General features: G+C 70.0%; 18 protein-coding genes. 6 read left to right on the top strand and 12 right to left on the bottom strand.

What is annotated here, in order from left to right:
* Positions 1–7 precede the first annotated feature (7 nt).
* Positions 8–706, top strand: coding sequence for a bacterial proteasome activator family protein (locus tag ACO0LU_RS16130; protein ID WP_424792378.1), 699 nt, complete (start codon positions 8–10; stop codon positions 704–706).
* A gap of 133 nt (positions 707–839) precedes the next feature.
* Entirely contained in the window at positions 840–1073 is a 234-nt protein-coding gene (locus tag ACO0LU_RS16125) for a hypothetical protein (RefSeq protein WP_424792377.1), read from the top strand.
* A gap of 96 nt (positions 1074–1169) precedes the next feature.
* On the opposite strand, the gene ACO0LU_RS16120 is transcribed toward ACO0LU_RS16125, so the two are convergent.
* Positions 1170–2024 carry an HAD family hydrolase gene (locus tag ACO0LU_RS16120; RefSeq protein ID WP_424792376.1) on the bottom strand — a complete coding sequence of 285 codons (855 nt, stop codon included), beginning with the start codon at positions 2022–2024 and terminating at the stop codon, positions 1170–1172.
* A gap of 2 nt (positions 2025–2026) precedes the next feature.
* A complete protein-coding gene (gene serS, locus ACO0LU_RS16115) occupies positions 2027–3298 on the bottom strand; it encodes a serine--tRNA ligase (protein ID WP_424792375.1) in 1272 nt (423 codons plus the stop codon).
* Positions 3299–3359: 61 nt separating this feature from the next.
* Here serS and ACO0LU_RS16110 point away from each other — a divergent pair, with 61 nt between their 5' ends.
* Complete coding sequence (locus ACO0LU_RS16110; RefSeq protein WP_424792374.1) at positions 3360–4586, top strand: diacylglycerol/lipid kinase family protein; 1227 nt, start codon at positions 3360–3362, stop codon at positions 4584–4586.
* A 60-nt stretch (positions 4587–4646) separates the two neighbouring features.
* Here ACO0LU_RS16110 and ACO0LU_RS16105 read toward each other — a convergent pair whose 3' ends face one another.
* The 3 genes from ACO0LU_RS16105 to pheA form a co-directional block, all read right to left on the bottom strand.
* Complete coding sequence (locus tag ACO0LU_RS16105) at positions 4647–5156, bottom strand: flavin reductase family protein (protein WP_424792417.1); 510 nt, start codon at positions 5154–5156, stop codon at positions 4647–4649.
* Positions 5157–5206: 50 nt separating this feature from the next.
* Complete coding sequence (gene fdxA / locus ACO0LU_RS16100; RefSeq protein ID WP_424792373.1) at positions 5207–5530, bottom strand: ferredoxin; 324 nt, start codon at positions 5528–5530, stop codon at positions 5207–5209.
* 77 nt (positions 5531–5607) lie between these two features.
* Positions 5608–6546, bottom strand: coding sequence for a prephenate dehydratase (pheA, locus tag ACO0LU_RS16095; protein ID WP_424792372.1), 939 nt, complete (start codon positions 6544–6546; stop codon positions 5608–5610).
* A gap of 106 nt (positions 6547–6652) precedes the next feature.
* On the opposite strand from pheA, the gene ACO0LU_RS16090 reads away from it, so the two are divergent.
* Positions 6653–9106, top strand: a complete 2454-nt coding sequence (locus tag ACO0LU_RS16090) for a hypothetical protein (protein WP_424792371.1) — start codon at positions 6653–6655, stop codon at positions 9104–9106.
* A gap of 100 nt (positions 9107–9206) precedes the next feature.
* Here ACO0LU_RS16090 and ACO0LU_RS16085 read toward each other — a convergent pair whose 3' ends face one another.
* Both ACO0LU_RS16085 and ACO0LU_RS16080 read right to left on the bottom strand, forming a co-directional pair.
* Positions 9207–10295, bottom strand: a complete 1089-nt coding sequence (locus ACO0LU_RS16085; protein WP_424792370.1) for a glycosyltransferase family 2 protein — start codon at positions 10293–10295, stop codon at positions 9207–9209.
* A 201-nt stretch (positions 10296–10496) separates the two neighbouring features.
* A complete protein-coding gene (locus ACO0LU_RS16080) occupies positions 10497–11411 on the bottom strand; it encodes a DUF5926 family protein (protein ID WP_424792369.1) in 915 nt (304 codons plus the stop codon).
* Between the two features lie 59 nt (positions 11412–11470).
* Here ACO0LU_RS16080 and pgm point away from each other — a divergent pair, with 59 nt between their 5' ends.
* Positions 11471–13150: a phosphoglucomutase (alpha-D-glucose-1,6-bisphosphate-dependent) gene (gene pgm / locus ACO0LU_RS16075; RefSeq protein WP_424792368.1), complete on the top strand. Its 1680-nt coding sequence runs from the start codon at positions 11471–11473 to the stop codon at positions 13148–13150.
* A gap of 38 nt (positions 13151–13188) precedes the next feature.
* Here the strand turns inward: pgm and ACO0LU_RS16070 are convergent, their stop codons facing one another.
* From ACO0LU_RS16070 to ACO0LU_RS16050, 5 genes are all read right to left on the bottom strand, one after another.
* Positions 13189–13821, bottom strand: coding sequence for an MBL fold metallo-hydrolase (locus ACO0LU_RS16070; RefSeq protein ID WP_424792367.1), 633 nt, complete (start codon positions 13819–13821; stop codon positions 13189–13191).
* A 144-nt stretch (positions 13822–13965) separates the two neighbouring features.
* Positions 13966–14256 carry a WXG100 family type VII secretion target gene (locus ACO0LU_RS16065; protein ID WP_424792366.1) on the bottom strand — a complete coding sequence of 97 codons (291 nt, stop codon included), beginning with the start codon at positions 14254–14256 and terminating at the stop codon, positions 13966–13968.
* Between the two features lie 13 nt (positions 14257–14269).
* Positions 14270–14713: a hypothetical protein gene (locus ACO0LU_RS16060; RefSeq protein ID WP_424792365.1), complete on the bottom strand. Its 444-nt coding sequence runs from the start codon at positions 14711–14713 to the stop codon at positions 14270–14272.
* The gene (locus ACO0LU_RS16055) at positions 14710–15453 is read right to left on the bottom strand and encodes a hypothetical protein (RefSeq protein WP_424792364.1); all 744 of its coding nucleotides are present in this window, start codon (positions 15451–15453) and stop codon (positions 14710–14712) included. The genes ACO0LU_RS16060 and ACO0LU_RS16055 overlap by 4 nt, the downstream gene beginning before the upstream one ends.
* Positions 15450–16406 (bottom strand): hypothetical protein, encoded by a 957-nt coding sequence (locus ACO0LU_RS16050; RefSeq protein WP_424792363.1) that lies wholly within the window; start codon positions 16404–16406, stop codon positions 15450–15452. Before ACO0LU_RS16050 ends, ACO0LU_RS16055 begins: the two co-directional genes overlap by 4 nt.
* A gap of 121 nt (positions 16407–16527) precedes the next feature.
* On the opposite strand from ACO0LU_RS16050, the gene ACO0LU_RS16045 reads away from it, so the two are divergent.
* Positions 16528–17865, top strand: coding sequence for a hypothetical protein (locus ACO0LU_RS16045; protein ID WP_424792362.1), 1338 nt, complete (start codon positions 16528–16530; stop codon positions 17863–17865).
* The last annotated feature ends 47 nt before the right edge of the window (positions 17866–17912 follow it).

Here is a 17912-nt window from a genome sequence, read left to right as displayed (position 1 = left end):
TAGACCCATGACTCCCGAGCAGCACCAGCCCCAGGACCCCGCTTCACCCCAGGATCATGACGGCGCTGATGCCGCTGATGCGCACCCCGACCGGGCCGACGCCCGGGATGGCGCACGGGACCCGGAGACTGACACCGGATCGCGTGACGATGAGACCACCGAGGATGACCAGGACGAGGCCAACCCACGGATCGTCGTGACCAGCCCCAGCGGGCTGGGCATCGCCGAGGCCGACGGCGACAAGAAGGCCGACCCCACCGCGGCGGTGGAGGAACCGGCCAAGGTGATGCGCCTGGGTTCGATGATCAAGCAACTGCTCGAAGAGGTGCGCAGCGCCCCCCTGGATGAGGCCGCCCGGGACCGTCTGGCCCGCATCCACGAGCAGTCACTCAAGGAGTTGGAGTCCGGGCTGAGTGAGGAACTGGTAGGCGAATTGCACCGGATCGCGCTGCCCTTCGACCATGATCGCACCCCCTCCGACGCCGAACTGCGGATCGCGAAGGCGCAGTTGGTCGGGTGGCTGGAGGGGCTCTTCCACGGCATCCAGACCGCCCTGGTGGCACAGCAGATGGCCGCGCAGAGCCAGTTGTCGCAGATGCGCAAGGCGCTCCCGCCGGGTGTGGCCCCCGGTCAGATGCCCCCGGGCCTGATCGTGAACCGGCCGGGGGAAGATTCCGAGCACCGCGGCACCGGTCAGTACCTCTAAGCCTGCCGCAGACTCTCCTCTTCGGGTCCCTTCGCAAGGTCTCGGGCTCAACGCGCACATCGGCCGGGACCGACCTACCGTGGATCACACCGCACGGAGAGCCCGTGTCGATCGATCACCCGAGGAGGACACAATGACCGATATCCGCCCAGAGACCGGTGACGTGACCGGAACCAAGGACAAGGATTACAACCTTCTCTGGTTCACCGAGGCCTGCCTGTCCAACGCCCTGCGTCTGGAGCAGTACATCGCCGACGCCGAACGCGACGGCGACAACGAGCTCGCCGAGTTCTTCCGCAAGGCCCAGGCCGACAGCACCAAGGGCGCCGAACTCGGCAAGCAGATGCTCGCCGCCCGGCTGTCCTGAGCAACCCTTACTGTCACCGCCGCCTCACCGCACGTCCCGTGTGGTGGGGTGGTTCGCGCTCAACGCGGCCTAGCGTCCAGCGCGCCCGGATCACCCTCAACGCCCACCCGGACCGGCTACCGCCTGCAACAGCGGCACCACCCCGTCCTGGCTCACCCCCGCAGCGGTGACGTCGGCGGCCGCGATGGTGTCGCCGTCGGCCCCTCCCATCGCCACCCCGAGGCCGGCCCAACCGAGCATCTCGATGTCGTTGCGTCCATCACCGGCCGCGACGCTTGCACCGGGGGCCACCCCCAGGTGCGCCCGCACCTGCTCCAGCGCGCTGGCCTTGGATACCCCCTCGGGGTTGATATCCAGCCAGGCTGTCCAACCAATGGCGTAGGAGACCCCGTGCAGCCCGGTGCGGGCGACCACCTCGTGGAAGTGGTCGACATCAAGGTCGGGTGCGCGCAGGGTGACCCGGGATGCCGGTGCCGCGCAGAGTTCGGCGAAGTCCACCACCTGCACCGAGCCCTGCAACTCCCCGGCGGGGAAGGGGGCACTGACCTTGAACCCCTGGCCCAGGTCCTCCACCGCGAACAGCCCGTCGGGCAGGTGCCCGCGCAGCGTCCGCAGCGGTGGCTCGGGGTCGAAGGTGATCACCTCGGCCAGTTCGTAACCTGATGCCGCGGCCGGGTCCAGCCGGGCCGTGACCGCTCCGTTGGAGCACACCGCCCAGCCGTGCCGCAGGCCCAGTTGTTCCAGCACCGGGGTCACCGAGATGATCGAACGGCCGGTGGCCAGCACCACGTGGGCGCCGGAGGCGTCCACCTCGGCCACCGCCTCACGCACCCCCTCGGACAGGGACCCGTCATGGCCGAGCAGGGTGCCGTCGATGTCCAGGGCCACGAGCAGGTCCGAGCCTCGCGGCAGGTGTGCGGGCAGGTTCTCGAAGGCTGGCCGCTCCGCCACCCTCACGCCACCGGGTCGAAACTAGTCATCCCGCCCAGGTAGGGCCGCAGCCCCTCGGGCACGTGCACGGAACCGTCCGCGCGCTGGTGGTTCTCCAGGATCGCCACGATCCACCGGGTGGTCGCCAGGGTGCCGTTCAGGGTGGCCACCGGGCGGGTCCCGCTGGGTCCCCGCTCACGCACAGCCAGGCGCCGGGCCTGGAACGTGGTGCAGTTCGAGGTGGACGTCAGTTCCAGGTACTGCTGCCGGCTGGGCAGCCACGCCTCGCAGTCGAACTTGCGAGCGGCCGAGGAACCCAGGTCCCCGGCGGCCACGTCGATCACCCGGTACGGCACCTCGATCAGTTCCAGCATCTCCTGCTCCCAACCCAGCAGGCGTTCATGCTCGGCCTCGGCCTGATCGAGGGTGGTGTAGGTGAACATCTCCACCTTGTGGAACTGGTGCACCCGGATGATCCCGCGGGTGTCCTTACCGTAGGAACCGGCCTCTCGCCGGTAGCAGGCCGACCAGCCGGCGTACCGCTTGGGCCCGGCAGACAGGTCCAGGATCTCATCGGCGTGGTATCCGGCCAGGGCCACCTCACTGGTGCCCACCAGGTAGAGGTCATCGGCCGGCAGGTGGTACACCTCGGCGGCGTGATCGCCCAGGAACCCGGTGCCGGCCATCACGTCCGGCCCCACCAGGGTCGGAGTGATCATCGGGGTGAATCCGGCCTGGATGGCCTTGTCCATCCCGGCGTTCAGGATCGCCAGCTCCAGCCGCGCCCCCACACCGGTGAGGAAGTAGAACCTGGACCCGGAGACTTTCGCCCCGCGCTCGGTGTCGATGGCACCCAGGGCCTCCCCCAGGTCCAGGTGGTCCTTGGGCGCGAAGCCCTCGGCAGTGAAGTCCCGCGGGCTGCCGTGGGTGGAGCGGACCACGAAATCGGCCTCACCACCCGGGGGCACCTGGGGGTGGACGATGTTGTCGAAGTCTTCGAGCAACCGGTTCAACTCGCTCGCAGCCTCCGCGGCGGTGTTCTCGGCGGTCTTGACCTGCTCGGCAAGTTCCTTGGCGCGGGCCAGGATCGCCGGGCGCTCCGGCGGGTTCGCTTGACCGATCGTGCGGGAGAGCGCCTTGTGCTCGGCGCGCAGCGACTCGAACTCGTTCAGCCGGGCGCGGCGCTGTTCATCAGCGGCCAGCACCCGGTCCACCAGCATGGGGTCGGCCTGCCGGGCGATCTGGCTGTCCCGAGCGGTCTGGGGGTCTTCACGCAGGTGCTTGAGATCAATCACACCTCAGACCCTAATGCCGCCGGGAGTGCTATCGCCCCTCCCGGGCACTACGTTGACGGCTATGACATGGGAGCAGTGGGTCAGCATCATCGCTCTGGTGCTCGCCCTCGGGTCCGTCGTGGTCGGGGTGATCGTGCTGCGGCACATCCGGGCGCGTGGTGCGAAGGTGCCCTCCCTGGGTGAGTCGACCGAACGCTCCGACGACGCCCAGGACGGCCCGCCCGCGTTCGTGGTGAACCCGATCAAGACACCCGACCCGGAGCGGTTCCGGACCACGGCTACCCAGATCTGCCGGGAACTGGGCCTGGCCGAGCCGCTCTGGTTCACCACGACGGCCACCGATCCCGGCCTGGGGCAGGCCGAGCAGGCACTCGAACAGGGTGCCTCGGTGGTGGTGGCCGCCGGGGGAGATGGCACGGTGCGCGCGGTGGCGACCGCCCTGGCCGGTTCGGGTGTGCCGATGGGCCTGGTGCCGATGGGGACCGGGAACCTGCTGGCCCGCAACGTGGATCTGCCGGTGGAAGGCACCCAGGCGCTGATCCAGACGGCCCTGACGGGCGTGGACCATCCGATGGACGTGGGGTGGATCCGGGCCCGGGAACTGCTCTCGGCCGAGGAGGCTCAGGCCAGGGGGGCGATCGGGGACGTCGAGGCAGCGCAGGTGCGCGCCGCGAGCGGCCAGGATCCAAAGGCAGCCGACGACGACGGGCCGGCCGGTTCCGCGCAGAAGCAGCCCCCCGACGCCCTCACCAGGCGCGGTGAGCACCTGTTCCTGGTGATGGGTGGGATCGGGTTCGATGCGGCCATGGTGGCCGGGGCCGATGACAACCTGAAGGCCAGAATGGGCTGGTTCGCCTACTTCGTGGCCGGGATGAGACACCTGCACGGGCGCAAGATCCGGGTCCAGATGCAGATCGGGGACGCCCCTTGGCACCAGTTGCGGCTACGCACCCTGCTGTTCGCCAACTGTGGGCGCCTGCCCGGGGGGATGGTGCTCTTTCCGGACGCCGAGATCAACGACGGCTGGTTGGACGTGGCGGCGATCGACACCCGCCAGGGCATCCTGGGGTGGGCCTCGTTGTTCGGCAAGGTCGTCCTGCAGGGCATCGGGTTCCGCCGGGACCTGCCCGGCAGCCCGTCCTCGATCACGTTCTGGCGGGGGCGCGATATCCACGTTCGGCTGCAGCGGCCCGGACCACTCCAGGTGGACGGGGATCTCATCGGTGAGGCGCAGTCGTTGAGCGTGCGAGTGGATCACAACGCACTGATTGTCCGGATCCGCAGTTGAGCGGTGAGCCGGGGCACGGGCGGCAGGTCGCTGCTGTGCAACAGGGGGGCGTGGACCGGCTCAGGGTTCGCCCAGCGGATGGAAGCGGCGGTCGTAGTACACCACCGGGCTGGAGGCGCGCCCGCGATGGACCTCGAGTACCTCGCCGACCACCAATTCGGAGCCACCCACCGGCACGGTCCGGATGGGACGGCAGCGCAGCGCCACACGCGCGCTGGGCAGGTAGGGCTCCCCGGTGGCGAGTTCGGACCAGCCCTGCCCGGCGGTGAATCGCTCGGTGCCGGACCGGGCGTAGACGGTGGCGATCTCTACGTCGTACCGGTCCAGTAGGTGCACCACGAATGTGCGGGCGGCCAGGATCGCTGCGGCACTGGTACCGGCGCGGGTGAGGGAGAAGGACAGGGCCGGTGGATCGGGATTGACCGAGGCCACGCTCGATACGGTCAAGCCCACCGGGCCGGTGGGGGTAATGGCGGTGATGAGGGCGACCCCGGCAGGGTGCACCCGGAAGACATCCTTGAAGTCCCGGGCGGTCGGGACCGGTGCAGCCTGATCGTCCGGGGGCGGCAGCCCGGCGCCAGCGACGATCTCCGCACGGGCGGGCAGGTCCACGCGGCTGTTCACTCGGTCACCTGCAGCGGCAGCGCGGCCACGATCGGATGGTCCCCGGCGATGGGACCGGTGATCGCGGCGCCACCGGGGGAGCCGATCTGGTCGAAGAAGTTCACGTTCGCCTCGTAGAAGTCCGCCCACTGCTGCGGCACGTCATCCTCGTAGAAGATCGCCTCCACCGGACACACCGGCTCACACGCCCCGCAGTCCACGCACTCATCGGGCTGGATGTAGAGCATCCGGTCGCCTTCGTAGATGCAGTCCACCGGGCACTCGTCGATGCAGCCCTTGTCCTTCAGGTCCACGCACGGCTGCGCGATCACATAGGTCATGACTCCACCTCACCTCGTCCGGACACAGACACTTGCGACCGTAGAACCTCAACCCTACTTGAGGTCAACTCGGCATCTCAGTCGGTGGGGTGCACACCCGACCGCAACTGCTCCACCCATTCGCGGCCCGCGCGGAACTTCTCGTCGCTGAATCCGGCCGGCACGCTACCCGCCGTTCCGCCGTCGGCCCGGGGGTAGGACCCGAGGAAGCGCACGAGCGGGCACACCTGATGCAACCCGACCAACGCGGCAGCGATACGTTCGTCGTCGATGTGGCCCTCGGCGTCCATGGAGAAGGAGTACCGGCCCAGGGCGTCCCCGATCGGGCGCGACTCGATCCGGGACAGGTTCACCCCGCGGGCGGCGAACTGTTCCAGCATGGTCAGCAACGCGCCGGCCTCGTTGTCCGGCAGGTGCACCATCAGAGTGGTCTTGTCAGCACCGGTACGGGGCGGGATCGGGCCGGGGCGCGAGACCAGCACGAACCTGGTCACCGCGTGCGGGTTGTCGCCGATCCCGGCGGCCAGCACCTCCAAGCCGTACTGTTGGGCAGTCAGCGGGGCAGTGATCGCGGCCTGGAAGTCCACCGGCTCCTCCCCGGCGAGCAGCGCGCCCCCGGCGGCGGTCGAGGTGGCCGGCACGTGAGCGGCCTCAGGCAGGTTCAGCTCCAGCCAGCGCCGGCACTGGGCCCAGGCGTGGGGATGCGTGGCGACCTGGCGCACCTGGTGCAGTGCGGTTCCCGGACGCGCCACCAGGACGAACTCCACGTGCACCAGCGCCTCGCCGACCACCACCAGCGGAACCCCGGAACTGAGTGCGTCCAGGGTGGCGCTGACCCCGCCCTCCACGGAGTTCTCGATCGGCACCATCGCCCGGTCCGCGCTTCCGTCGCGCACCGCTGCTAGTGCGGCGGGCACGCCGGCCCGCGGCAGCAACTCATCGGTACCGGGGTCGGCAACCTGCAGCAGCGCGGCCTCGGTGAAGGTACCGGCCGGGCCGAGGTAGGCGTAACGCATCACGTTCCTCCGTGCGGATCCATGAAGTGATGAACGGGTGTGGCCCCTGTGAAATCGCCCCACAGCGGCCGATGCCGAGCCTAGCCGCGCTTAGGCTTGGACAGTGATGAGCCGAACGGACCGGGCGCTGCCGCGGACGATCATGGCCGTGCTGGCGGTCCTGGTCGCCGTCCTGGTGCTCTCCATCGGCCTCCCGGCCGCCGCCTCGGGCACGCCGGCCACCCCGCTGGCCCAGGCACCTGAGGACCCCGGTTCGCAGGAGGACCTCGAGGGCGAGACCCCGGAGAACATCGCCCATCGCCCGGTGGTGCTGCTCGGCGTGGCCGGCCTGGCATGGGAGGACATCACCTCGACCACCCCGAACCTGGGCCTGCTTGCGCAGGAGTCGAAGGCCTCACTGATCGTGCGTTCGGTGCGCGCCAGCGCCTGCCCGGCCGATGGGTGGCTGGGCCTGTCCGCCGGGAACCGGGCCGGGGACCTCGACGGCCGCTGCCGCATCCTGACCGAGCCCGGGGAGGACGGCGTGGTGCCGGGCTGGCAGGACTACCTGGACTCGGCCACCGAACTCAGTTACCGGGCCCGCCCGGGCACGTTCGGTCAGGCGCTGGCCGACCAGCAGATCACGGCCACTGGCATCGGCCCGGGCGCGGCGATCGCGCTGGCCGACCCCGAGGGTGTCCCCGCTGACCACCGGGCGCGGGCGGGCGCCGGGGAGGACCTGATCGACCAGGTCAGCGAGGCGGTGGCCACGACAGATTTACTGGTCATCGACGCCGGGTCGCTGCGACCGTTGCCGACCGAACGCAGGGAACGCTTTACCGACGAGAACCAGCCGATGATCAACCCGATGGGCCCGGGGGTGTACCGGGCTGAGCAGTTGGAGTTGCTCGATCGGCGGGTCGGCTCGGTGCTGACCGGACTGGACCGGGCCGGGGTGGACCCGATCGTGGTCCTGGCCGGCCTGGCCGACGACGGCTCGGCGGGCTTGCGGGTGCTGTCCATCACCGGGGCGGACGGCGAGGTGGGCCTGGGCATCAGCGCGGCCACCCGGCAAAGCGGCTACGTGATGGTCACCGATGTGTTCCCCTCGCTGCTGTCGATGCTCGACGGCGAACCGGTGGGCGGGGACGTGATCGGCTCGGCACTGCGCATCGAGCCGGCGGACCTGGACGCCACCGAGCGCCACGAGCAGTTGATCGACCAGGCCGTCCACGCCCAGGCCGTGCGCCCGATCACCCCCACCTACTACCTGGTGCTGGTGCTGATGAATCTGGCACTGTTCGCGGCCCTTGCCGTGGGCCTCAAGCGTCCCGCGGCCGAACGGGTGCGCAAGTTCCTGCAGCGCCGGGTACCCTCGGTGGCCGCCCGGCTCACCGCCTTCACCGTGCACCGGCGCACGGTGTTGCGCGGTCTGCGGATCGCAGCCCTGAGCATCGCGGCTCTCCCGGTGTCCTCGTTCCTGGCGAACATGATGCCGTGGTGGCGCAGCACGCCACCGGCACTCGGACTGGTCGCCTACATCGCCCTGTTCGTGGCCGCGATCGTCACGATCGCCCTGGTGGGGCCGTGGCGCCGGCACGTGCTGGGCGCCCCTACCGTGGTGGCCGGGATCACCGCGGCGGTGCTCACCGTGGACATCGCGACCGGCGCCCGGTTGCAGGTGGATGCGGTGATGGGGGTTTCCACGCTGGTGGCCGGGCGGATGTACGGGATGAACAACACCGCCTTCACACTGTTCACGGTGTCCACGCTGATGGTCACGATCACACTGGCCAATCACCTGGTCCAACGCGACCGACGCGTGCTGGCCGGGGTGATCACCGGCGTGCTCGGAGTGGCGGCGGCGATCTTCGACGGCGCACCGGGCCTGGGCGCGGACTTCGGCGGACCGCCGGCACTCCTCCCGGCCTTCGCCCTCCTGGCGCTGATGGCTGCCGGGATCCGGTTGTCGGTACTGCGGGTGGGGGTGGTGCTGGGTGGGTCGGCGGTGGCCACGATGGCCTTCGCGTTCGTGGACTGGTTGCGCCCGGTGCAGGACCGGACCCACATGGGCGCGTTCTTCCAGACAGTGCTCGACGGCGGCCTGTGGGACGTGGTCTGGCGCAAGTTGGGCCAGAACCTGGCGATCCTGTTCGGCAACACCCCTTTGACCCTGCTGGCCCTGAGCGGGGTGCTCACGGTGGTGTTCGTGTTCGCCCGCCCGATCCGCGGAGCGATCCGCGACCCGGGGATCCCCGACTCCCTCTCGCGCGGCACCCCGGTGTCGCATATGGCCAAGGCTGCCCCGATGCTGCCCGCCGGGATCATCGCGATCGCGGTCGGACTAGGTATCGGCATGGCCGTGAACGATTCCGGTGTGGCGATCCCCGCGGTCGGTGTGGCGGTGAGCGTGCCCCTGCTGGTCGCGGCGAGTTGCACCTGGATGCTGGGCCTGTCCAGCACCTCCCGCGTGAAACTCGGTGCCTACGTGGGAGTGCCCGCACCCGCCACGGCGGCCGAGGAGGACGCCGGCCGCGCCCGCGACACGCCGCCGGCGGACTCACGCCCGAGGACGACGTAACCGGCGAAGGCGAAGGCCTCACCCGGCCGCCGTGGCCTGCCCGGGGAGGCGGGGCGGGCTGTTCAGTTCTGCCCGGGCCCGCCGTGACCGGGTTCCGGGGTTACTCGGCCTTCGCGCCTTCATCCCCGTGTGCCGCGCCATCGACGCTCGGCGGGGCGCCGTCCTCGGCCTGGTCCGTGCCCTCGGCCCGGGGGTAAACGGGCGCCTCAGCGGCGTCCGCCGTGGTCTCACCGAGATGCTCGGTCAGGTCGCCGTCACCGTCGGCTGGTTCGGAGACGTCGGCCACCACGGCCTCCTCCGGGCGTGGCCCCGACTGCACCGAGGTGGCGGTCACGATCCCGCCCTGAGCGGTCTCAGCGGTGTCGATCTCGCGCACCACCTTCTGCTTGTAGTGCCGGAACCGGCGGGTGGCGATCGCCACCGCCACGTCCCGGTACTGGGCCGCGCGGTGCAACTGTCCGCGCAGATCGTTCCCGCTGGGGCGGTGACGTAGGTCGCAGGGCACCTCCACCACGGCGAAGCCCTGCATCAGCACGTCGATGCTCATCCCCACCTCCACCCCCCAGCCCCGGGCCAACGGGGTGGCGGCGTCGAACGCCTCACGCGTCATGCAACGTTGCCCGGACAATGGCTGCCGGGGCGTCCAGCCGGTAGCGCGCTGGATCGCCTTGCGGGCCCGGCCCGTCACCAACCCCCGGCCCCCCGCCCCGGCCTGCGGCGGCAACACCGCGATCGACATGTCCGCCCGTCCGGCCACGATCGGGGGCACCAGGGGCGCCACGTTCACAGCGGTGGCGCCCAGATCGGCATCGACGAAGAGGAGCAACCGGGCCGGCCCGTCCTCGAGGTCGCGCATTGCGACCACGGAGGCACCTGTCTCCATCGCCGAGGCCTTGCCACGGTTCTGGGAGTGCCGCACCACCACCGCCCCGGCCGCGCGAGCGGCATGCTGGGTGTCGTCCTCGCTGCCGTCGTCGACCACGAGCACCAGGTCCACGTACGGGATGGCCCGCACCGCGTAGACGGTCTCGGCGATGCGTTCGGCCTCATCCTTGGCGGGGATCACCACCGCGACGCGTTGCTCGCGGACTTGACCGGAGGCTTCTGCACGCGCGGCGTGTCCGGCCGTGCGTCGTCGGATCACGCGCAGGGGCCGTCGGCGCTCACTCGATGGTTGCTCCCCGCTCACGAACACCAGCCTAATGGGCTAGGGCAGGCAACGCAGGATGACCTGCCGGGGGCGGGAGTTCAAAGGCGCGCGTGCCGCCCATTATGGCCAGGTCAAGGGAACGAAAAGGAAGCGTCCCTGAGGTGCCCGGTAGGCATCAGCGGTTCGCGGCGTACGTCGGCGCCGGCGCGGCTCGCCCGGGTGCGGTGGTGCGAGCCGGGTCTACCGCAGCGTGACCTGGCGCGAGACCAGGGAGGCGCGGGCGCGGCGTTCATCCGGTCCGAGTTCACCGGTCCGTGCCAGTGCCTCGGTGAGCCGCTCCTGGAACGGGGGCAGCAGTGGCCCCAGCTCATCGGCTTCGCTGCCCCGCACCAGTTCCCACACCGGGATCACCAGACCACAGGAACGGAACGTACCGATCAGGCGGGTGCCCTGCTCCAGCACCGACTCCCCGGTGGCGTGCAGGCGAGCGAGCGCATCGAGCAGTTCCTCCTCCGGTTCCGGCCGGGACCAGCGCAGGTACTCCCGCCCGCTCATCCGGCACCAATAGGCGCCCTCCACACCCGCCACCTTGACCGTGGGCACGATCGACTCGGCGAACTGCTCCAGCGCGTCCTTGACATCCCCGGTGATCTCCTCCTCGGGGTCCAGGGCGTAATCGAAGTTGTCGTGCAGGGTGACCTCGAAGTCCACCGAGGGGTCCAGCACGTCCTGCAGCCTGGGACCCTCGGGGTCCAGGTCCACCTGGGTCAGGGCGGTGCCGGGCTCGGCCGTGAGGGCAGCCAGCAGCGCGGTGGCCACGTCGCGGCTGGCATCGGCGGAACTGGACGGCGTCTGCAGCGCGACCAGGATCTGCCCGTCCTTGCGGTGCATCGCGGCGAGCAGGCCGGGCAGCAACGTGACCACCGTGACGTCCCGGGACCCGTACTCGGCGGTGGTGCGCGCCGTGGCCGTGGCCGCGGGCACCACCTCCCGCAGCGCCACCCAGTCGACCTCACCGGGCAGCCCCTCGAACGCGCGCAGCGGGCCACTCACCTCACCCTGCTGGAACGCTTCCTGCGCGGCTTTGCGCGCAGCGCGCCGCGCAGCCACCTTGGGATTGACTTCCTTGGACCGTCCTTTGGAGCGTTTCGCCATAACCCCACACCCTAGAGCAGCGCTGGCCCGCGCCCGCCCGGGGGTGGCAGGATCGATCCATGCATGAACGCGCCGGAACCGTGGCCCTTCCCGAGGACTTGATCGACGTCGACGCGGTGGTGAGCGCGTACTTCGACGTCACCCCCGATCCGGGCGACGCGAGCCAGCAGGTGTCCTTCGGTACCTCCGGGCACCGCGGCTCCAGCCTCGACGGTGCCTTCAACGAGGGCCATATCGTGGCCATCACCCAAGCGATCGTGGAATACCGCGCCGACCAGGGCATCGACGGCCCGCTCTACCTGGGCCGGGACACCCACGCCCTGTCGGATCCGGCGGCCCGCACCGCGCTGGAGGTACTGGTGGCCGGCGGGGTAGACGTGCACATCGACGCCCGCGACTCCTACACCCCCACCCCGGCGCTGTCGCATTCGATCCTGCGGCACAACGGTGCCGGGAGCTCCGAGGGGGTGCGAACCCGCGGCCCGGGGCGGGCGGACGGGATCGTGGTGACCCCCTCGCACAACCCGCCGCGTGATGGCGGCTTCAAGTACAACCCACCGCATGGCGGGCCCGCTGATTCCGATGCCACCGGCTGGATCGCCGATCGTGCCAACGAACTCCTTCGCGGCGGTATCGGCAGCATCCCCCGCGTCCCGTACGAGCAGGCCCGTGCGGGCGAGCGGGTGCACAGGCACGACTTCATGCTCGCCTACATCGACGACCTGGAATCGGTGCTGGACATGGAGGCGATCCGCTCCTCCGGAGTACGCATCGGGGCTGACCCGATGGGTGGCGCCTCAGTGGAGTACTGGGGCGCCATCGCCGAGCGCTACGGACTGGACCTGACCGTGGTGAACCCCCAGGTGGACCCGCGGTGGGCGTTCATGACCCTGGATACCGACGGCAAGATCCGGATGGACTGCTCCTCCCCCCACGCGATGGCCTCACTGCTGCAGACCATGGCCGCCGGTGGGGGTTCTGCCCCCTATGACATCGCCACCGGCAATGATGCCGACGCCGACCGGCACGGCATCGTCACCCCCGACGGCGGGTTGATGAACCCCAACCACTACCTTGCCGTGGCGATCGACTACCTGTACCGCAACCGCCCCGACTGGGCGGCGGGCACCGGGATCGGCAAGACGCTGGTCTCCTCGGCCCTGATCGACAAGGTCGCTGCGAGCCTGGCGCGAGACATGGTGGAGGTTCCGGTCGGGTTCAAGTGGTTCGTGCCCGGCCTGCTCGCCGGCTCGCTGGGATTCGGGGGGGAGGAGTCGGCCGGCGCCTCCTTCCTGCGCCGTGACGGCTCGGTGTGGACCACGGACAAGGACGGCATCCTGTTGGCGCTGCTGGCCGCGGAAATCCACTCGGTCACCGGCCGGTCGCCGTCCCGACTGCACGAGGAACAGGCGGCCACGTTCGGGGAGAGCTGGTACGCACGCGTGGACGCCCCGGCCACCCGGGACCAGAAGGCGACGCTCGGCCGGCTCAGCCCGGAGGCGGTCACCGCCACGGAACTGGCCGGTGACCCGATCACGGCCCGGCTGGTGCGCGCCCCGGGCAACGACGCCCCGATCGGGGGGTTGAAGGTCACCACGGAGAACGCCTGGTTCGCCGCCCGCCCCTCGGGCACCGAGGACGTGTACAAGATCTACGCCGAGTCCTTCGTCTCCGCCGACCACCTGGAGCAGGTCCAGCAGGCCGCGCGCGGCGTGGTCACCGACGCGCTGGTCACCTAACACCTTCTGCGGTCCGACGTGACGTCGCCTGCCCGGGTTCAGGTGCTCAGGCTCTGCCCCGGGGCCAGCACCATGAACTCCCCGCCACGCTGGGCGGCCACCTCACCGAGGCGGTCATAGACGATGCCGCGACCGGGCTCGGAGGCATGCACCTCGTGGATCGGGATCACCCTGGACGCCTGCGCGGCGAGCACGTAATCCATCACCTCACCCAACTTCAGCCAGGGGCCGCTGATCGGCGCGGCCAGCACCGCCACCGGCTCGGTGGGTGCCTCCAGGCTGTCGCCGGGGTGGTAGAAGTCCTCGCCGACCTGCACCGTCAGGTTGTCCACCTGCGGGATGCTGTGGTGGATAGGCGCGTGCCGCCCGCCCCCGAAGGTGACGTCGAACGGCCCGAGCCGGCCGTTGGTGCCGGGCTGGACCACCTGCACCTCGACCGCGGGCAGGGCCTGGGCGGCACCCTCCGGACCAAGGATGGGTGCGCCCGGGTTTGCCTCCTGCAGTGCCTGCAGATTGTCGGTGCCGGCGTGGTCGGGGTGCTCATGGGTGAGGATCACCGCGACCACCCCGGTGAGTTCGGGAAGCGTGGTGAACGAACCCGGGTCGATGACCAGTCGGGCGGCCTCATCCTCCAGCGCGACGCAGGCGTGTGCGTACTTCGTGATCTTCATCGTTGACCCCACTCATCCCGTCGGCCTGGGCCGGACCACCCGGCCCGGCGGTATGCGCTTGTCTGCCTACAGGGGGACACTACTGCCTGTGGTTGCGCCGAACCGCCGGATGTGGACCAGGTCCGGTGCGCAGATGCTGCGGACTCAGGCCCAGGCCGAGCGCACGTCCCCCTCGGTGGACTGGTAGGTCTGAGCGGAGGCCTCCACCCTCCCGGCCAGCACCCCGAGCAGATCCACCATCTCGGTGATCTCGATGTCCCACTCCCGTTGCCGCGCCTGGTAGGCCTGCGCGGCGGCACCGGTCCACTCCGTTTCCAGCGGACGCAGTTGCGCCACCATCCCGTCGAGGAGTTCGCGCATCGCGGTGGTGGCAGCCTCGAGGTCGTCCGCCGCCTGGTGCACCACATCGAAGGTGACGACGATCGGCTCGCTCATTCCGTGCTCCTACTCACTCCGGACCCGGGCCGCGCAGTTGTTCGGCGGCCTCGGCGGCGCGCTCCATGCTGACTCGCAGGTCGGCGAAGGCCTCGTTGAGTTCGGAGAAGCGCTCGCCACCGGTGGCCTCATCGTGCTCGGCCATCTCGGCGGTGATCGTCACCAGGTTCTGGGCGGTCACGTCCTGGATCCGCTGAGCCAGTGGGGAGTCATCCTCTCCGGAGAGCACCGCGGCCAGGGTGGTCTCCCCCCGGTCGATCCGGCCCTGCAAGTCCTGCCAGTCACGCCCGTGTTCCCCACGCCGGGCAGCAGCCGCCCGCTCGGCGTCCATCTGCCTGCTCTCCTGGGCGAACCGCTCACGCTCGGCGGCCTGCTCCTGCGCGGTCTGGCGGGCGTCCTCGGTGGCCGCGCGGACATCGGCCAGCAACTCGTCGATCTCACTGCGGTCGAAACTCATGGTTGGACTCCGAATGCCGTGGCGGTGGCAGTGTCTCCGGCGGCAACCGTGCGCACCCGGTTGACGTGGGAAATGCTCTGCGCGATGACCTTGATCAGGTAGGCCAGACGGGTGAGCACCACGATCACGCTGCGGAACCGCTCCACGGTGTCCACCACCGTCTGGATCAGCCGGATGCCCTGGTTGATTTTGCGGATCGCGGTGGCCGAACTGATCACGCCATCGATGGCCCCCACTGCCCAGCCCACCACCGGGACCGCCATCTGGGCGGCGGCGCGGGTGAGCCAGTCGCCCAGGAAGCCCAGGATGCCGGCGATGGCCTCGGCGGTGGACTTGGTCAGTTCCACCAGCGCCCCGGTCACCTCGGCCATCGCCGCGCAGCCCTCGCCGTACTGGGTGAAACTGTCCCCGATCTCCTGCATCCGCTCGGAATAGGCTTCAGCGGCCTCCCCCGTCCAGCCGGCCGGGTTCGCCGCCGCGGCGAAGTTGCGGCCCACCGCCTCGGATGCGTGCTGGGCGTGGCTCCACGCCTGCTCCCCCGAGGAGAGACCCACCCAGTCGCCGGCGATGGGCTCCACGAGACTTCGGATCGCCGAGGTCCCGGTGAGTTGTTCCAGCAGCCAGTCCAACCCGCCCAGCAACGGTCCGGCCTTCCACCGCAGCCCCTCGCCGAAGTCATCCGTGGTGGGGGCGGGGCTGATCAGGCCCAACGAGGCGTTTTCGAGTTCACGTACCGTCATCGGTCCTGTGCCCAATCGTGAGAGGCGGTGTTGTCCGGCCCACCGGCCGTAGCGCGCACCGTCTGCAGGGACTCCCCCGTCTCCATCGCGGTATTGACCGCGTCGTAGGCTCCCCGGCTCTGTCCGTACAGCCCGGCCACGTCCTGACCCGCCTGCCAGGTACGCACGCTCATGTTGTTGTCCACCCAGGAACTCGCGTACGGAGTCTCTGGGGTCCTGCTCGTGGTGGTCAGGCCGCTGTCGTAACTTTCCCCCCACGCGGCGTACTGGCGTTGCTCGAACCGGTCCCGAAGGCTGGAGGTGGCACCGTGCTGGCCCCAGCGGTCGTCCGCGGCCTCCCAGGCAGAATCCACGGCGTTGTCCATCATGACGTCGAAGGGGCGGCGCACCCGGACGTTGTCGAAAGCCTGCACCCCACCAGGCAACTCAGCGCGCGGCAGTACCCGGTTGGCGTAGTCGTCGGCACCGGCTTTACCGGCATCGTGGACCAGGGAACGCGTGGTGTCGATCGAACTGACGGTGTGCTCGCGCAGATTGGACCAGATGCTGGAGCCCTCCGACGCCGCACCGGGACCGATCACTCCGGTCGCCGGAGGCAACTCCACACCGGAGCCCGGAGGCGGGGCGGCCGGGACGTCGATACCGGAGCCCGCGCACGCATCCTCCAGTCCGGCCCGGCACTCCTCATCGGCGTCCAGGTAGGCCTGCTTGGACTCTTCGGCCACCTCGGCGACGGCCTCGCACACCGCCTTACCCTGGTCGAATCCCTGTACCGCGTTCTCCCGCCCGGAGTCATACATCGGTGCCAGGAAGGCCATGATCAGCCCGCCTACGTCGTTCAACGTGGTGTGGCTCTCCAGGTGGGCCCTGATCGCGTCAACGTGCTCACCCTGGCGCTCGGCCAGTTGTTTGATGAGTTCGAGCGTGTCGGGATCGACCATGAACTCCGTCATTCAAACCTCCGGTCACCACAGGGAACTCCCCGCCACTACGGTTCGCAGGCTACTGCGGGCGCTACCGGCGCGGAATGGGGAGAGGTACCCATGAGCGGCGCGATCGTTACAGTGCGTTCCCATGCGCACGGTACGGAGCATCGGCAATGCCGCCTTGGCGGTGTGGCTGGCACTGGCGCTCACCGTGGCCCGGATCGCCCCGATCGCGCTGATGTTCGCGCTCGTCGCCGTGCCCTACCGGGTGGCGGGGACGTTGGTGGTGATCGTCGGCGTGGTGCTGGTGGTGCACACCGTCTCGGCGGCCCGCGCAGCGGTTCTGGATCGTGGCGACCACCGGGCCCTTCCCGACGACGGCTACGTGGTGCAGGTGGCCGAGGAGGCCCGTGCACAGGGCCTGCCGGTGCCCACTGTGCTCCACCTGGAGGGCCGGTCGGACCGCGCACAGGATCCCGTGACCATCCGCGGATGGCGCTGGTGCTTCGTTCTCACCCCGGCCGGGGTGGCCCCGCAGGACCTGGTCCAGCAGGTAGGCCCCGACCTGCGCGATGGCACCGCCAGGATCCGGGTGCTGCTGTGGGCCTTCGATCTGGCGGTCACCGACTGGCGGGTGGTCCTGCGGATGATGGCCACCCCGTTCCGCAAGGGAGTGCGCACGGACCTACGCCTGTACCTGTTCCCGCTCCTGCTGTTGTCGCCGCTGGCCCTGATCGGGTACCTCACTGCCCGGGTGCTCGGCGCGGTCACCGGGATGCTGCTGCCCCGCCGGTTCCGCCGCGCCATGCCCGCGCCCGTCTCGGCCGGTGCCCGGGCCGAGCCCGGCACCCATGATGCAACTCTGCCCGAGGTCGGGCCCAGCACACCGAACTGGCGGCGCGTCCCCGACCTGCGCCCGATTGAGTCCCTGCTGGGTCCCAGCGCCCGAGTGATCATCGCGCTGCTGGTCACCTTCCCCGGGACCTACCAGGGCCTGGGTGTCCTGCCCGCTGAACGCACCGCATGGGCCTGGGAGGAGGGCCCCGCGTGGGCGGAGGTGGTCGATGTGGTCCATACCGAGCACTCCGACGGACTGTTGGAACAGGTAGGGATCCGGCACAACTCGACGTGGCGCCCACAGGTCGCCCTGCCGAACTCCTCACATGTGTGGCTGGCGGAGGGCACCACCCAGGTGGACGCGGGCGAGTCGATCCAGGTCATGTCCTGGACAGCCATGGACGGTGAGCACCACCGCCACCCGCGGCAGACGTCATGGACCCGGTACATCGTGATGAGCCTGCTGATGCTGGGGGCTTCGGTGGGCCTCTCGCTACCGTTCGCGACCTCCCTCCCCACGCTTCTCGGGCTAGCGGGCAACATCAGACTGCGCCGGCTCGATCATGACCAACGCGTGCTGACCGGCCGCCGGCACCGTCGTCGCCGGCCCTGGAGCCGCCTCGGCACGCGGTTCGCAGACCTGCTGTGAGCGCCGAAGCCCGCCGGCAGGGCCGGCGCACCGATGTCGCCACCCCG

The organism is Pseudactinotalea sp. Z1748 (assembly GCF_049725185.1).
Taxonomy (GTDB): domain Bacteria; phylum Actinomycetota; class Actinomycetes; order Actinomycetales; family Beutenbergiaceae; genus CALKWS01.
This window is presented reverse-complemented; position numbering and strand designations above follow the sequence as displayed.

What these genes read in the sequence shown, in the direction of transcription:
- ACO0LU_RS16125 (WP_424792377.1), top strand. Translation starts at nt 840, where the DNA reads ATGACCGATATCCGCCCAGAGACCGGTGACGTGACCGGAACCAAGGAC.
- ACO0LU_RS16130 (WP_424792378.1), top strand. Translation starts at nt 8, where the DNA reads ATGACTCCCGAGCAGCACCAGCCCCAGGACCCCGCTTCACCCCAGGAT.
- ACO0LU_RS16080 (WP_424792369.1), bottom strand. Translation starts at nt 11,411, where the DNA reads ATGGCGAAACGCTCCAAAGGACGGTCCAAGGAAGTCAATCCCAAGGTG.
- ACO0LU_RS16070 (WP_424792367.1), bottom strand. Translation starts at nt 13,821, where the DNA reads ATGAAGATCACGAAGTACGCACACGCCTGCGTCGCGCTGGAGGATGAG.
- pgm (WP_424792368.1), top strand. Translation starts at nt 11,471, where the DNA reads ATGCATGAACGCGCCGGAACCGTGGCCCTTCCCGAGGACTTGATCGAC.
- ACO0LU_RS16110 (WP_424792374.1), top strand. Translation starts at nt 3,360, where the DNA reads ATGACATGGGAGCAGTGGGTCAGCATCATCGCTCTGGTGCTCGCCCTC.
- ACO0LU_RS16065 (WP_424792366.1), bottom strand. Translation starts at nt 14,256, where the DNA reads ATGAGCGAGCCGATCGTCGTCACCTTCGATGTGGTGCACCAGGCGGCG.
- ACO0LU_RS16050 (WP_424792363.1), bottom strand. Translation starts at nt 16,406, where the DNA reads ATGACGGAGTTCATGGTCGATCCCGACACGCTCGAACTCATCAAACAA.
- pheA (WP_424792372.1), bottom strand. Translation starts at nt 6,546, where the DNA reads ATGCGTTACGCCTACCTCGGCCCGGCCGGTACCTTCACCGAGGCCGCG.
- fdxA (WP_424792373.1), bottom strand. Translation starts at nt 5,530, where the DNA reads ATGACCTATGTGATCGCGCAGCCGTGCGTGGACCTGAAGGACAAGGGC.
- ACO0LU_RS16090 (WP_424792371.1), top strand. Translation starts at nt 6,653, where the DNA reads ATGAGCCGAACGGACCGGGCGCTGCCGCGGACGATCATGGCCGTGCTG.
- ACO0LU_RS16060 (WP_424792365.1), bottom strand. Translation starts at nt 14,713, where the DNA reads ATGAGTTTCGACCGCAGTGAGATCGACGAGTTGCTGGCCGATGTCCGC.
- ACO0LU_RS16055 (WP_424792364.1), bottom strand. Translation starts at nt 15,453, where the DNA reads ATGACGGTACGTGAACTCGAAAACGCCTCGTTGGGCCTGATCAGCCCC.
- ACO0LU_RS16045 (WP_424792362.1), top strand. Translation starts at nt 16,528, where the DNA reads ATGCGCACGGTACGGAGCATCGGCAATGCCGCCTTGGCGGTGTGGCTG.